The following is a 15,227-nucleotide window of genomic DNA, read 5'->3' as shown; positions in this document are numbered from 1 at the left end:
ATGGATCAAAAACGGATATTTGCGCCTCGGGTTTCAAATCCCGTTGACTGAAATTGTCAATCGGGCAAAGCTCGCCCCATCCGATACATCCCGAGGTTGTCATGACGTGGATTTCGTCCATCCTCTCGCAGTCGCCGGAAATCGCATTGTTCCTTTCGCTGGCCGGGGGCTATTGGATCGGCTCGTTCCGGTTCGGTAAATTCCAGCTTGGCGGCGTCGCGGGTTCGCTTCTTGTCGCCGTTCTGATCAGTCTTTTCGGCGTCCATATCGACAACGGCGTCAAATCGCTTCTGTTCGCGCTGTTCATCTATGCGGTCGGCTATGAAAGCGGGCCGCAATTCTTTCGCTCGCTGGGCCGGCAAAGCCTGCGGGAAATCGCCCTGGCCGCTTTCCTTGCGATCAGCGGGCTTCTGACCGTCATCGTGCTGGCGCGCATGTTCGGGCTGGACAAGGGCCTTGCGGCGGGGGTCGCCGCTGGCGGCCTGACGCAATCCGCGATCATCGGCACGGCAAGCTCGGCCATCTCGAAGCTCGGCCTTGCCGCGGAAGAGGTGCAGCGCCTGCAGGGCAATGTCGCTGTGGGCTATGCCGTGACCTATATCTTCGGCTCGTTCGGGGCGATCATCGTCTGTGTCAACATCCTGCCCTGGCTGATGAAGCGCGGCATCCGCGATGACGCCATGAAGGCCGAAGCTGCGCTGCTGGCGGGTGCGCAGGTCTATGGACCGGGCGAATCGCCCGCCCTGCCGGAACTGGTCGGCCGCGTCTATCGGCTGGGCAGCGGCGCGCTGGGATCGGTCCTTGATCTGGAAAACAGCGCCGGACATCGCCTGACGGTCGAACGCGTCAAGCGCAATGGCGCGTTGATCGGGGTTGAGCCCTCGCTGGTCCTGCAACCGGGCGATGTCGTGCTGATCGTCGGCCGCCGGGAGGAGGTCGTGGGACGCAGCTTTGGCGAAGAAGTCCTGCCCGACGCCGACATGGAACTGGTGATGATCACGCGCGAAGTCGCAGTCACCAATCCCGATTTCATCGGCAAGACGATGGGCGTCATCCGCTCCAGCGTGGGCGATGCGCTGCGCCACGGGATCTATGTCCTGTCGGTCAGCCGCGCGGGCGTGCCGGTCAAGATGACCGACGCGACGGTTGTCCAGGCGGGCGATCTGGTCACCGTGCGCGGCACGTCCGAGGATGTGCAGCGGATCGCACGCGCCACCGGCACCTCGATCCTGCCCAGCGACAAGACGGACTGGATATTCCACGGCATCGGCATCTCGGTCGGCCTGCTGATCGGGCTGGCCGTGCTGCGGATCGGGTCCATCCCGCTGACGCTGGGCAGCGGGGGCGGCGCGCTGCTGTCAGGCCTGGTCTTCGGCTGGCTCAGGACGCGAAATTATGCTCATGGCAACATGCCCATCGCGGCCTCGACATTGCTGCGCGACCTTGGTCTTGCGGGCTTCGTCGCGGTCGTCGGACTGCAATCGGGCCTGCAGGCGATCACCACGATCCGCGACAGCGGCATCCAGCTGTTCATGATCGGCGTCGTCGTCACCCTGCTGCCGATGATCCTGACCATGCTGTTCGGTCGCTACGTCCTGAAATACGACAATACCGCGGTCTTTGCCGGCGCCCTTTCCGGATCGCGCAGCGCCAACCCCGCCTTTGGCGAGGTGCTGGACAAGGCCGGCAACTCGGTTCCGACCACGCCCTTCGCAATCACCTATGCATTGGCAAACGTTTTCCTGACGCTTCTTGGGCCACTTGTCGTGGCCTTCACCTGACATTGAAGACTGGAGGTCGCGATGGCGACGGACTACAGCAAATATGCCAAGTTGAGCCCATTTGAACTCAAGGACGAATTGATCAAGCTGGCCTCGGGCAAGGCGAACCGGACCATGCTGAACGCCGGCCGGGGAAACCCGAATTTCCTGGCCACCCTCCCGCGCCGGGCCTTTTTCCAGCTTGGGCTGTTCGCCACGACCGAGGCGGAACTGTCTTATTCCTACATGAGCGTGGCGGTCGGCGGGATGCCCAAGATCGATGGGATCGAAGGCCGGTTCGAACGCTTCACCGCCGACAATCGCGACAAACCGGGCGTCGTTTTCCTGGCCCGCGCCCTTTCCTATGTCCGCGATCAGCTTGGGCTTCCGGCCTCGGAATTCCTGCATGAAATGGTCGAGGGCGTGCTTGGGATCAATTATCCCGTCCCGCCGCGCATGCTGAGCATCAGCGAAGAAATCGTTCGCCACTATATCCTCAAGGAAATGGTGGGCGGCCCGATTTCGTCGGATGCGGTCCGCCTTTTCGCGGTCGAAGGGGGAACGGCCGCGATGGCCTATCTTTTCCATTCGCTGCAGATGAACGGTTTGGTGAAAAAGGGCGACAAATGCGCCATCGGCACGCCGGTATTCACCCCCTATCTGGAAATTCCCGAGCTTGCGGAATTCGGGCTGGAGCAGGTGGCCATTCACGCCGACCCCGAAAACGACTGGCAATATCCCGCGTCCGAGCTTGAGAAGCTGAAGGATCCGGCGATCAAGATCTTCTTCGTCGTCAATCCCAGCAATCCGCCCTCGGTCAAGATCAACGACGCCGGGCTGGAGCAGATCGCCAGCATCGTCAAGGATCACCGCCCCGACCTGATGATCCTGACCGACGATGTCTATGGCACCTTTGCCGACGACTTCCGTTCGCTGTTCTCGGTCTGCCCGCAGAACACGATCCTTGTCTATTCCTTCTCGAAATATTTCGGCGCAACCGGCTGGCGGCTGGGCGTGATCGCCACCCATGACGACAACGTCATGGACCGCGCGCTGGCGGACCTGCCCGAGAAGACCAAGGTCGAACTGGATGCGCGCTATGCCTCGCTGACGCCGGACATTCGCGGCCTGTCCTTCATCGACCGCGTCGTGGCCGACAGCCGCGTCGTCGCGCTGAACCACACGGCCGGGCTTTCGACGCCCCAGCAGGTGCAGATGGTCCTGTTCTCGCTTTTCGCGCTGATGGACGAAGCGGACAGCTACAAGGCCGAGTTGAAGAAGCTGATCCGCCGGCGCGAGGCGACCCTTTACCGCGAACTGGGCCTGCCGGTCGAGCACGAGGCGAACTCGGTCGACTATTACACGCTGCTCGATCTGCAGGGGATTTCGCGCAAGCTTTACGGCGACGACTTCGCCGAATGGATGTCGGAAAGGGCCAGCGCGGGCGACATGCTGTTCCGCATCGCAGACGAAACCGGAATCGTGATGCTGCCCGGCAAAGGCTTCGGGTCCGACCGTGCGTCGGGACGCATCTCGCTCGCGAACCTGAACGAGTACGAATATGCGGCGATCGGGCGGCTGCTGCGCAAGATGGCCGATGAACTACATGACGAGTACAAGAAACGCTGAAACCAAATGGTTCCTGAACCCCTTGCTTCGATAGGTCCGGCATGTCCCTTTTGACCGACCCCGTCGTTGCGCTCTTTGTCTCGCTGGCCGTGGGTCACCTGATCGGCCGCCTGCGTATCGGTCCCGTGGCGCTTGGCGGCGTCTGCGGGACCCTTTTCGTCGCGCTGGCACTTGGCCAGCTTGGCGTGCGCGTCCCTGACGAGCTGAAGAACGCAGCCTTTGCGCTGTTCATCTATGCGCTCGGCTTTACGGCCGGGCCGCAATTCTTCGCCAATATCCGGGGGGGCGCGCGCTTTGCCGTGTTTCCCGTCATCGAGGTGTCGGTATCGCTGACGCTGACCCTGCTGGCGGTCATGTGGCTCAAGCTGGATGCGGGGACCGCAGCCGGGCTTTTCGCAGGTTCTGCCACGGAATCCGCCGTCCTTGGTACCGCGTCCGAGGCGATCGCGAAACTTGGCCTTGCGCCCGAGATCAACACCCAGCTTCAGGCCAACATCGCCACCGCCTACAGCCTGACCTATCTGTTCGGGTTGATCTCGATCGTGCTGTTCGTGACCCAGATCGCCCCCGTCATCGCCCGCAAGAACCTGCGCAAAGAGGCCGAGTTGCTGGCCGACAAGCTGGGCGCGGGGGAAGAAGGGGTCTATGAGCTGCCGGTCGTCGTCCAGCGCGCCTTCGAGGTCGGGCAACTGGCCGGTCATTCCGTCCGAGAATTCGAAGAGACGCGCCACTGGACCGTTGTGATCGAAGGGGTGCTGCGCAATGGCGGCATCATCCCCGTCGATCTGGATTCTGTCCTGGTCGAGGGGGACATCCTGCTGCTGCGCGGTCGCCGGAATACGATTCTTGCAGCCGGCAAGGTGCTGGGCAAGGAGGTTCCGGTCCCGCAGAATTCAGGGCTCGCGCTGATCTCGCATGACATCGTCCTGACCCGCGACGAAGCGGTCGGGCACGAGGCGCGCGACCTTCGCCAACTGGTCTCGGCCGAGCAGCAGCGCGGCATCTTCATCACCCAGATCCGCCGCATGGGCCATGCCGTGCCGCCCCTGCCAAAGACGATCCTGCAAGAAGGCGACGTGATCACCCTTTACGGCCCCGAGGAAGACGTGATGCGTGCCGCCGACGAACTCGGCTCTCCGCTTCCACCCGAGGACAGCACCGACTTCGCAGTCCTTGGCCTTGGCATCGTCATCGGGCTCATCATCGGGCATCTCAGCCTGCGGGTCGGGGCGGTGGACCTGACGCTGGGGCTGGGCGGGGGCGCGCTGCTTTCCGGGCTGGTCTTCGGCTGGCTGAACATGCGCTTTCCCCGGCACGGCGCCCTGCCCGGCGCGGCGGCGCATTTCGCCAAGGATTTCGGCCTTGCCACCTTCATCGCGGCCATCGGCCTTAGCGCCGGGCCGGATGCGATCGCGCTTATCAAGGAATACGGGCTGCTGTTCCCGGTCCTGGGCATCGTGCTGTCACTGGCACCGGCCTTCATCTCGCTGATGGTTGGCCTGTGGCTGATGAAGCTGCCCCTGCCGATCCTGCTGGGCGCGATTGCCGGGCAGCATTGCAGCACGCCCGCGGTCAGCTCGCTTGTCAGCCAGGCGGGGAACGGGACGCCGGTCATCGGCTATACCGTGACCTATGCCATCGCGAACGTGCTGCTGCCGTTGATGGGGCCGATCGTGGTGGCGCTGGCGCGGATGGTCTGACGGGAAGCCATCGACAGACAGCGGCGGGCGCAGTCAATGCGCCCGCCGCCTGCATTCAGAAGAACGCCTGCAGGCCGGTGATCGCGCGGCCCAGGATCAGCGCGTGAACGTCATGCGTCCCTTCATAGGTGTTCACCGTCTCCAGGTTCGCGGCATGGCGCATCACCTGGTATTCTTCCTGGATGCCGTTCCCGCCATGCATGTCCCGGGCGATGCGCGCGATTTCCAGCGCCTTGCCGCAATTGTTGCGCTTGACGATCGAGATCATCTCGGGCGCAGCCTGCGCCTCGTCCAGAAGCCGCCCGACCCGCAGGCTGGCCTGCAACCCCAGCGCGATATCGGTCATCATATTGGCAAGCTTCAGCTGGAAAAGCTGCGTATTGGCAAGGGGCCGCCCGAACTGCTGGCGGTCAAGGCCATATTGCCGCGCCGCATGCATGCAGAATTCGGCCGCGCCAAGCGCGCCCCAGCTGATGCCATAGCGCGCGCGGTTCAGACAGCCGAACGGACCTTTCAGCCCCTCGACTCCGGGCAGAAGCGCATCCTCGGGGACTTCCACCCCCTCCATCACGATTTCGCCGGTGATCGAGGCGCGCAGGGACAGCTTGCCTCCGATCTTGGGCGCACTCAGCCCCTTCATGCCCTTTTCCAGCACAAAGCCACGGATCTTGCCGCCATGCGCCTCGGATTTCGCCCAGACGACGAAGACATCGGCGATGGGCGCGTTCGAGATCCACATCTTCGATCCCGACAGCACGTAGCCCCCGGTGGTCTTCTTCGCGACGGTCTTCATTCCCGCGGGGTCCGACCCGGCATCAGGCTCGGTCAGGCCGAAGCAGCCGATCCATTCGCCCGAGGCAAGCTTCGGCAGGTATTTCCGGCGCTGCTCATCCGAGCCGTAGGCGTGGATCGGATACATCACCAACGATGACTGCACTGACATCATGCTGCGATAGCCGCTGTCGACGCGCTCGACCTCGCGCGCGACAAGGCCATAGGCGACATACGAGCCGCCCAGCCCGCCGAATTCCTCGGGGACAGTGACACCCAGCAGGCCCATCTGGCCCATCTCGCGAAAGATCTCGGGGTCGGTGATCTCGTCGCGATAGGCGGAGATGACGCGAGGTTGCAGACGATCCTGCGCATAGGCACGGGCGGCGTCCCGCAGCATCCGCTCTTCCTCGGTCAGTTGCAGTTCCATGCGGAACGGATCTTCCCAGTCGAAGCGGCCCAGATCCGGGGCATCCTTCGGTTTCTGCCTGCTCGGTTCGGACATGGCATTAGGCTCCTTGGCTGCAAATGTGGTTATCGGTCCGGGGTCAGTCCGCGTCAAAGGACCATTTTCCCGAACCCAGCGCCGGGGCGGCCTTGTCGGTGACCATCCGGCTGCGGGAAAAGACGATGGGGGTGCGCAAGCCGGCAATCCCCTCGGGCGCGATACGCAGCCCGCGATGCTGGATCTGCGGTTCGGCCAAAGCCTGCGAGACGCTGTTGATCGGTCCGGCCGGGACCCCCACCCGCTCAAGCGCGGCCAGAAGCTCGTCCCGCGCGCGCCGCCCGGTTGCCTCGGCCAGCATCGGGGTCAGGCTGTCCCGGTGCGCGACGCGTTCAGGGTTGGTCGCATATTCGGGCCGCGTCGCCAGCTCTGCCATCCCCAGCACCTCGCTGAGCGCGGCGAACTGGCGGTCGTTGCCGCAAGCGATGATCAGATGACCATCCCGCGCGGGAAAGACCTGATAGGGCACGATATTCGGATGCGCATTTCCCAACCGCCGCGGTTCGGTCCCGCCCAGAAGATGGTTCGTCGCCTGATTGGCAAGGACCGCGACACCGCTGTCCAGCAACGACAGGTCCAGATGCTGGCCCAGCCCCGTGCGGGCGCGTTCGGCCAGCGCTGCCTGCACCGCGATCACGCCGTAAAGCCCGGTGAAGATGTCGATCCAGGCGACCCCGATCTTCTGCGGCTCCCCCTCGGGGTCTCCGGTCAGGTCCATGATGCCGCTCATTCCCTGGATCAGGAAGTCATAGCCCGGCTGCGCCGCCCGCGGCCCGGTTTGCCCGAAGCCGGTGATCGAGGCATAGACCAGCCCCGGATTGCGGGCCGCGAGGCTGTCATAATCCAGCCCGAAACGTTTCAGCCCGCCCAGCTTGAAGTTCTCGATCACGACATCGGCCTGATCGATCAGGTCTTTCAACCGGTCAAGATCATCGGCATTCCCAAAGTCGCAGATGACCGAGGTCTTGCCCCGGTTCGCGGCGTGAAAATAGGCGGCGACCGTCTCGGTCCCGCCATCCGGGCGCGGGCGCTGGATGAAGGGCGGTCCCCAGCGGCGGGTGTCATCCCCCTCGGGTGCCTCGACCTTGATGACCGTCGCCCCCAGATCGGCCAGCGTCTGGCCGATCCATGGACCGGCCAGAATGCGCGCCAGCTCGACCACCTTCAGATCTTTCAGCGGTGCGTCCGTCATGTCCTGCCTGTTCCATCGCCCTGAGGTCATGCACTAGATCATTGTCCGAGGAACCGGAAACTCATATTTTCTGCAAGATCATGCATTGGATGAATGAACTTGCGACCACGCCGCTATCTTCCGTCGATACAGCAACTCCTTGCCTTCGAGGCCGTGATGCGCAGCGGCTCCAGCACTGCCGCCGCCGAAGAGCTGGGCCTGACCCAAAGCACCGTCAGCAGGCTGGTGCAAAGCCTTGAGGAACAGTTGGGCAGCCCGCTGTTTCACCGGCGCCGCAAGCGGCTCTGGCCCTCGGAACTGGCCACCGGCTATGTGGCCGAAGTCACGCGGGCGCTGAACATCATCCAGCATGCCAGCATGCAGATCGCGGTCAACCCTGCCGGTGGCACGCTGTCGCTGGCGATCCTGCCGACCTTCGGTACGCGTTGGCTGGCACCCCGGCTCAAGGACTTTCTGTCCTGCCATCCCGGCATCTCTCTGAACGTGTCGACGCGCGTGCCCCGGTTCAGCTTCGGGACCGAGCCGTTCGACGCCGTCATCTACTATGGCCACGCGGACTGGCCCGATGCCCATCACCAGAAACTGTTCGACGAAAGCCATATCGCCTGCGTGGCGTCCCGCTTTTTGCAGGGACGCAGGATTTCGGGACTGGACGAGGTCGCAGCGCTGACCCTGCTGCATCTGGAAAACCGCCCGACTGCGTGGGAGGACTGGTTCAGCGCGCAGGGCCACGCCCCCCGGCTGGGCAGCGGCGGCATGATGATGGACCAGTTTTCGATGATCATTCAGGCGGCGATCCAGGGCCTGGGCGTCGCGCTTCTTCCCGAATATCTGGCCGAGGACGAATTGCGCGAAGGCCGCCTGGTTGCCCTGCCCTTTCCCGCGGTGCGTGCGGGTGGCGCCTATATGCTGGCCTGGCCCGACACCCGGCAGATGGGTCGCCCGCTGGCCGCCTTTCGCGAATGGCTTGCGGGACAATGCGATCACGATCGGCCGAACGGGCCGTGATCGGCGGCTTTCGGCTTTCAGCCACAACCAAGGCGCGATTTCGACGGCAGAATGCTCGCTTTTGGAGGCGAAAGCCCACGATTTGCCGCCGACAGGGCGGCATCTCTCCGCCGAATGATGCTGGAACCTGCATGGCCGATGGACGCTGGGGTTTCTGCGTATTATGAATGATTCAAAACATCCGCGCGCAGGAATCAACCTGTGCGTGTAAGAATCCGGGCAGAGTTGAGCGTGCAAATACAGGATTCCAAACACATGCCGACCCAAAAGGTCGCGACGGTGAAGCCGGTGCAGATTCGCGGCCGCTTCTTCACGGCGGTCGCGCTGCATCTTTCGGGTCCGGCGGACCGAGACTTCCTTGCGGCGCTGGATGCCAAGTTGCACCAGACCCCGCTGTTCTTCGAGAATGCGCCCCTGGTCATCGACCTTGAACATGCGCAGGGCCTGGACGGAGAGCGCGAGATGGTGGCCCTGGCCTCCGAGATGCGGTCGCGCCGCCTGTCGGTCTTCGGCATCCAGAACGGCAGCCCCGCGCAGGTGGCAGCCGCTGCCAAGGCCGGGCTGATCGCCCTGCCCGGCGGGCGCAATGTCCCCCTGGACCGCGTGACCCGGACCGAACGTCCCTCGGCGAATGCCGCCGCGGCCGCCACGACCCCCGAGGTCGAGAAAGAGGCGGCGCAGCCGATCACCCGCACGATCACCCAGCCCATCCGGTCGGGCCAGACGGTCTTTGCCGACCGCGGCGACCTGATCGTCCTGGGTCCGGTCAGTTCGGGGGCCGAGATCATCGCGGCGGGCAATATCCATGTCTATGGCCGTCTGCGCGGCAGGGCACTTGCGGGTGTGAACGGCGATACCTCGGCCCGGATCTTCTGCCACAGCCTTGACGCCGAATTGCTGGCCATCGCGGGTCTTTACCGGACCAGCGAGAATCTGGGGGCCGACATCCCCAGGGAACACGTGCAGGTCTGCCTGGAAGGCGAGAAACTGCGCGTCCTGTCCCTCAAGTAACACCTGATCGAAAGGAAGCCTGTCGTGAGCAAGGTCATCGTAGTCACCTCGGGGAAAGGCGGCGTCGGCAAGACCACCTCCTCGGCCGCCATCAGCGCAGGGCTTGCCATGCGCGGCCACAAGACGGTCGTGATCGACTTTGACGTGGGCCTGCGCAACCTCGACATGATCATGGGCTGCGAACGCCGCGTGGTTTTCGACTTCATCAACGTGATCCAGGGCGACGCCAAGCTGAAGCAGGCGCTGATCAAGGATCGCCGGCTTGAGAACCTGTTCGTGCTGCCGACCTCGCAGACCCGCGACAAGGACGCGCTGACCAAGGAAGGCGTCAAGGCCGTCCTGGACGAGCTGCGCGAGGAATTCGAATACATCATCTGCGACAGCCCCGCCGGGATCGAGCGCGGCGCCCATCTGGCGATGTATTACGCCGACGAGGCCGTGGTCGTGACGAACCCGGAAGTGTCCTCGGTCCGTGACAGCGACCGGGTGCTGGGCCTGCTGAACAGCAAGACCTATCACGCGGAAAAGGGCGGTGAGCGGTCGGTCAAGGCACAGCTTCTGCTGACGCGCTTCGACCCGCAGCGTTCGGCCAATGGCGAGATGATGAGCGTCGAGGACGTTCTGGAAATCCTGGCGATCCCGCTGATCGGCATCATCCCGGAAAGCACCACCGTGCTCAAGGCATCGAACCTTGGCATGCCGGTCGTGATGGACGACAAGTCCCCAGCCGCCAAGGCTTATGAGGACGCGGTCGGCCGGCTTGTGGGCGAACAGATCGAACTGCGCGTGAACCCGGCCGAGCGCCGCGGCTTCCTTCAGCGCCTTCTTGGACGGACGGCCTGACCATGTTCGGCTTCTCCTTCCGCCCGCGAAAGAACGGCTCCGCCCAGACCGCCAAGGAACGGCTCCAGATCCTCCTCGCGCATGAACGCGCCGGAGGAACCAGCCCGGACTTCCTACCCACGCTGCAGCGCGAGATCCTTGAGGTCGTGCGCCGGCACATGGAGATCGACGGCGATGCCGTCGACGTCAAGCTGGAGCGCGGCAACGAACTTTCGAGCCTCGAAATCAACATCGAGCTGCCCGGCCCCGAAAAGCTGGCCGACAAGAAGAAGAACTGAAGCCCAAGCGTCAAAGGGCCCCGGTAGCAAGCCGGGGCCCTTTCGCCATCCGTCGCGCGCGCCCCGGTGGGATCGCCCCGTGACGTCCTGCTCGCCCTTATCGACAAACCGACGCTCTGCCGTTTCCGGCAGCGCCCTTGTCCTGCGAGCTTGCGACCCTATGCAAAAAGGCCCCGGCACGATTGCCGGGGCCCTTCGATGTCATGCCTGCGACCCTGACGGACCGCGGTCGGGATCAGACCTCGTCCCGGCCAGATGCTAGGATGCAGAGCAGCGTGATGACCGAGGCGGCCAGCATGTAATAGCCCACGTGGCTGAGCCCATAGGTCTTTTGCAGCCAGGTGGCGGCATAGGGCGCAAGCGAGGCGCCGAAAATGCCGGCGAAGTTGAAGGTGATCGACGAGCCGGTATAGCGCACCTTGGTCGGGAAAGGCGCGGCCAACGCGGCACCGATGACGCCATAGGTCAGGCCCATCAGGAACATGCCAAGCGCGACGAACAGGTAAAGCGGACCTTCACCCCCGCTCATCAGCGGCGCCAGCAGGAACGAGAAGGCCCCGATCAGCACCGTGACCACGATCAGGAAAGGGCGGCGCCCAACGGCATCGGCGACCTTGCCCGCCAGCGGGATCGCGATCCCGAAGATGACCGAACCGAAGATCTGGATCTTCAGCGCGTCCAGGAACGGGATCTGCAGCACCTTGACGTTATAGGACAGCAGCCAGGCCGAGCAGATATAGAACAGCACGAACGTCACCAGCGCGACGAAGGTGCCCAGGAACAGGCTGCGCTTGTGATTGCGGAAGACCTCGACCACCGGCACCGAGACGCGCTGGTCGCGCTTGATGGCTTCGGCGAATTCCGGGGTCTCGGTGATCGACAGCCGCACCCACAGGCCCAGCACAATCAGCAGGATCGAGGCCAGGAACGGCAGGCGCCAGCCCCATGCCAGCAGATCTTCCTGAGACATGAAATGCAGCAGCACCCAGAAGAAGCCCGAAGACAGGAACAGCCCGACGGGCGCGCCAAGCTGCGGGAACATCCCGTACCAGCTGCGCTTGCCTTCGGGCGCGTTCTCGGTCGCCAGCAGGACCGCACCGCCCCATTCGCCGCCAAGGCCAAAGCCCTGACCAAAGCGGCACAGCGCCAGCAGCGCGGGCGCGGCAACGCCGATCTGGGCATAGGAGGGCAGCAGGCCGATGATCACGGTCGAAACGCCCATCGTCAGCAGCGCGGCGACCAGCGTCACCTTGCGCCCGATACGGTCGCCGAAATGGCCGAACACGATCGCGCCGAAGGGTCGCGCGAAGAAGGCGATCGAGAAGGTCGCGAACGAGGCAAGAAGCGCCGTCGTCGCATCCTCGGCCGGGAAGAATAGCGTCGGGAAGACCAGCACCGCGGCCGTGGCATAGACGTAGAAGTCGAAGAATTCGATAGTCGTGCCGATCAGGCTGGCCAGCAGGACGCGTGCTGGAGAGTTGACGGGCTTGGCGCGCGCGGATGGCGTCGCGCCGTATGTCTGGTCTGTCATGTTCTTGTCCGCAATTTCCGGGGGTGCCAGCATCGCACGCGACGCGGCCATCGCGCGCCATAGCGGATCACCGCCGGGATGAAAACACGGCGGCGGTCAGAAAATTGCGTTTGCATAGCCGGATTGCGAAAGGGAATTAGCTCAATCCAGATAGGTCAGCAATTATTCCATATTTTCTCGTTTGTCCAGCCTTCGTTTTGGTGCGGATCCGGGTTTCACAACGGCGATCGGCGCGAAGACCTTGCCGCGCGCGGGGAAAGGCGGTATCAGCCCCGGCTTTCCGACATAAGGGGCCGCGCCATGCAGGACGACATTCTCGCCATCGATTTCGGCACGTCGAACAGCGCCGCCGCCATTGTCGAGGACGGCCACATCCGCCGCATCAGCATCGAGGACGGGGCCGAGACCCTGCCGACCGCCGTGTTCTTTCCAGTCCGGGGCGGCACCATGAAGATCGGCTCGGCCGCAGCCGAAGCCCTGATCGATGGCGAGGAAGGCCGCTACATGCGCGCCCTGAAAAGCGTGCTGGGCACCTCGCTTGTTCACGAAAAACGCCTGATCGGCGGCAAGCGCCGCAGCATCGCGGAAATCATCGCCGAATTCCTGGCCGAGGTGAAATCGCGGGCCGAAAAGGCAACGGGGCGGCGATTTTCGCGCGCGCTGTCCGGGCGGCCGGTCCATTTCCATTCCCGCGACCCCGAACGCGATGCACAGGCCGAGGCGGACCTGCGCGGCTGCTATCTGGCCGCGGGCTTCGAGGATGTGGCGTTCCTGCCCGAACCCGAAGCGGCGGCAATCGCCTCGCACGGGTTGGGCCGCAGCGGGGGGCTGGGACTGATCGTCGATATCGGCGGCGGCACCTCGGACTTCTCTGTGTTCCGCAGCACGGGCAACAGCGTCGATATCCTCGCCAATCACGGGATCCGCCTGGGCGGCACCGATTTCGACCACAGCGTATCGATGACCCACGCCATGCCCACCCTTGGCCATGGTGGCGAATTGCGCCGCGAGATGGGGGACGGCCTGCTGCCGGTCCCGAACGCAATCTTTGCCGAACTGGCGACCTGGGCGCGCATCCCGTTCCTTTATACGCCCGAAACACGGCGCATGGTTCAGGACATGGTCAAACTGGCAGTTGACCGCGACGCACTGCGCCGGCTTTCCACCGTTCTGGACGAAGAACTGGGTCACGAACTGGCATTCGCGGTCGAGCATGGAAAAATCGCCGCCAATGGCGGTGACGGCCAGGCCCGAATCGCGATGGGCTTCATCGAACCGGGCCTGTCGCGTCCGGTCACGCCGCAAACGCTGGACGCCGCTCTGTCCCAGTATCGCGCCGACCTGCTGACCGCGGCGGCCGAGACGCTGGAGATGTCGGGCGTCGCGGCCCCGGCGATCGACAGCGTGATCCTGGTCGGCGGTTCCAGCCTGCTGGGTCTGGTCACGCAGATGTCATCCGAGCTTTGCCCGACCGCCCAGCTGATGCGGTCCGAGGCATTCACCGCCGTCGTCGACGGACTTGCGCTGGCGACAGCACATATGGGCGCATCCAGCACGGTCAGCGCCTGAACAACGCCTTTTCGCGGTATCGTCATCGCCATGTCACGCCCTTCCCGAACCCTAAGCGAAGCGCCCGACTGCGCGCGGGCGCGGGTAATCCGGGCTTGAAGCCCTGGGCGATCTGTTATGATGTAAAACGGCGTATCCGGACGAGATAAATGAGCACAGCCGAGGCAGCCGACAGAAATTCAACCAAGGCCCGCATCCCTTCGGGGACAACGCGGGCAACCGGGCTTCGACCACATCGACAGCCGCTTCTGACGAATATCTCGGCGGCGCGATGGCTGTTGCTGGCGATCGTCCTGGCCTCGATCTATTTCTTCCACGGGTTCCTGGTTCCAGTCCTGGCCGCAACGGTCATTGCGCTGGCAAGCTGGCCTCTGCGCAACAAGGGCGTGCACCAGCTGGGCTCGGGCCGCACGATGACCGCGGCAGTGATGGTCCTGGTGCTGGTCTGCTTCCTTGTCATCCCCATTGCGATGGCGCTGGTCTATGCCTTCCGCGAATTGCGGGACTGGATCAGCTGGGCCATCCTCGTCAACGCGGCGGGCGCGCCGACACCGCACTGGATGATCGAACTGCCGCAGATCGGCCCCTGGCTGGACGAGAACTGGCGCACCTATATCGGGCACCCCGGCGGGATCAGCGAGATCGTTCAGGCGATCTCGGGTTCGAATATCGGCACGATCTATCGCGGCGCGGTGACGGCGGGATCCCTGGCCTTCAACCTGGCGCTGACGCTGCTGTTCATGCTGATCACCCTGTTCGTGCTGTATCGCGACGGCGACAGACTGGTGGCGCAGCTTGACCGCGTCGGCGCGCGCATCCTGCCCGAGCGCTGGGACCGCCTGTCCCGCGTCGTTCCGGCCACGATCAGTTCGACCGTCACCGGCATGACCCTGATCGCCATTGGCGAAGGGCTGGTGCTGGGCATCGCCTATTGGATCGCGGGCGTCCCCTCTCCGGTCACGTTCGGGGTGATCACGGGGTTCATGGCGCTGATTCCGGGTGGCGCGCCGCTGTGCTTCACGCTGGTCTCGATCTATCTGTCGGCCAGCGGCAATCCGGTGGCGGGGCTGGCCCTGTTCATCTGGGGCACCTGCGAACTTTTCGTCGTCGACAAGACCATCCGCCCGCTTCTGGTGGGCGGGCCGGTCAAGCTGCCGTTCCTGCCGACCTTCTTCGGCCTGATCGGCGGGGTGAAGACCATGGGCATCGTCGGGCTGTTCGTCGGCCCGGTGCTGATGGCGCTGCTGGTCTCGATCTGGCGCGAATGGCAGCGCGAGATTTCCGAGGACGAGCTTAGGCTGGCAAACCAACCCGTAGCTGAGACCGAAGCCACCCGCTGACCGGCGCCACGCCTGACCGCAGGCAGGACGACACTGGACATACGAAAAAGGGGCGAAGCCGATGCTTCGCCCCTTTTCCATTGTCTCTGG

Annotated in this window: 12 protein-coding genes; 9 read left to right on the top strand and 3 right to left on the bottom strand. The window is 64.1% G+C overall.

Translation table 11 applies throughout. From position 1 onward, the window contains the following. Window positions 1-101 precede the first annotated feature (101 nt). The 3 genes from aspT (RM190_RS04325) to aspT (RM190_RS04315) are packed head-to-tail and all read left to right on the top strand — an operon-like array spanning window position 102 to window position 5,089. Complete coding sequence (aspT, locus tag RM190_RS04325; protein ID WP_311758178.1) at window positions 102-1,781, top strand: aspartate-alanine antiporter; 1,680 nt, start codon at window positions 102-104, stop codon at window positions 1,779-1,781. Window positions 1,782-1,802: 21 nt separating this feature from the next. Next, the gene (locus tag RM190_RS04320) at window positions 1,803-3,389 is read left to right on the top strand and encodes a bifunctional aspartate transaminase/aspartate 4-decarboxylase (RefSeq protein WP_311758177.1); all 1,587 of its coding nucleotides are present in this window, start codon (window positions 1,803-1,805) and stop codon (window positions 3,387-3,389) included. Between the two features lie 41 nt (window positions 3,390-3,430). Next, entirely contained in the window at window positions 3,431-5,089 is a 1,659-nt protein-coding gene (gene aspT / locus RM190_RS04315; RefSeq protein WP_311758176.1) for an aspartate-alanine antiporter, read from the top strand. 55 nt (window positions 5,090-5,144) lie between these two features. Here aspT (RM190_RS04315) and RM190_RS04310 read toward each other — a convergent pair whose 3' ends face one another. Further along, a complete protein-coding gene (locus tag RM190_RS04310) occupies window positions 5,145-6,365 on the bottom strand; it encodes an acyl-CoA dehydrogenase (protein WP_311758175.1) in 1,221 nt (406 codons plus the stop codon). Between the two features lie 43 nt (window positions 6,366-6,408). Further along, window positions 6,409-7,557 (bottom strand): CaiB/BaiF CoA transferase family protein, encoded by a 1,149-nt coding sequence (locus RM190_RS04305; RefSeq protein WP_311758174.1) that lies wholly within the window; start codon window positions 7,555-7,557, stop codon window positions 6,409-6,411. 93 nt (window positions 7,558-7,650) lie between these two features. Here RM190_RS04305 and RM190_RS04300 point away from each other — a divergent pair, with 93 nt between their 5' ends. From RM190_RS04300 to minE, 4 genes are all read left to right on the top strand, one after another. Continuing rightward, window positions 7,651-8,565, top strand: coding sequence for a LysR family transcriptional regulator (locus RM190_RS04300; RefSeq protein ID WP_311758173.1), 915 nt, complete (start codon window positions 7,651-7,653; stop codon window positions 8,563-8,565). A 255-nt stretch (window positions 8,566-8,820) separates the two neighbouring features. Then, window positions 8,821-9,576: a septum site-determining protein MinC gene (gene minC, locus RM190_RS04295; RefSeq protein ID WP_311758172.1), complete on the top strand. Its 756-nt coding sequence runs from the start codon at window positions 8,821-8,823 to the stop codon at window positions 9,574-9,576. Between the two features lie 24 nt (window positions 9,577-9,600). Then, window positions 9,601-10,419 (top strand): septum site-determining protein MinD, encoded by an 819-nt coding sequence (gene minD, locus RM190_RS04290; protein WP_311758171.1) that lies wholly within the window; start codon window positions 9,601-9,603, stop codon window positions 10,417-10,419. A 2-nt stretch (window positions 10,420-10,421) separates the two neighbouring features. Further along, a complete protein-coding gene (minE, locus tag RM190_RS04285; protein WP_311758170.1) occupies window positions 10,422-10,697 on the top strand; it encodes a cell division topological specificity factor MinE in 276 nt (91 codons plus the stop codon). 235 nt (window positions 10,698-10,932) lie between these two features. On the opposite strand, the gene RM190_RS04280 is transcribed toward minE, so the two are convergent. Beyond that, the gene (locus RM190_RS04280; RefSeq protein WP_311758169.1) at window positions 10,933-12,228 is read right to left on the bottom strand and encodes an MFS transporter; all 1,296 of its coding nucleotides are present in this window, start codon (window positions 12,226-12,228) and stop codon (window positions 10,933-10,935) included. A gap of 300 nt (window positions 12,229-12,528) precedes the next feature. Between RM190_RS04280 and RM190_RS04275 the strand changes: the two genes are divergently transcribed. After that, a complete protein-coding gene (locus RM190_RS04275) occupies window positions 12,529-13,797 on the top strand; it encodes an Hsp70 family protein (protein WP_311758168.1) in 1,269 nt (422 codons plus the stop codon). Window positions 13,798-13,946: 149 nt separating this feature from the next. After that, window positions 13,947-15,137, top strand: a complete 1,191-nt coding sequence (locus RM190_RS04270) for an AI-2E family transporter (RefSeq protein WP_311758167.1) — start codon at window positions 13,947-13,949, stop codon at window positions 15,135-15,137. Window positions 15,138-15,227 lie beyond the last annotated feature (90 nt).

The organism is Paracoccus broussonetiae (genome assembly GCF_031854425.1).
Lineage (GTDB): Bacteria > Pseudomonadota > Alphaproteobacteria > Rhodobacterales > Rhodobacteraceae > Paracoccus > Paracoccus broussonetiae.
The sequence above is the reverse complement of the archived record's forward strand: the minus strand, read 5'-3'. Positions and strand labels throughout refer to the sequence as shown.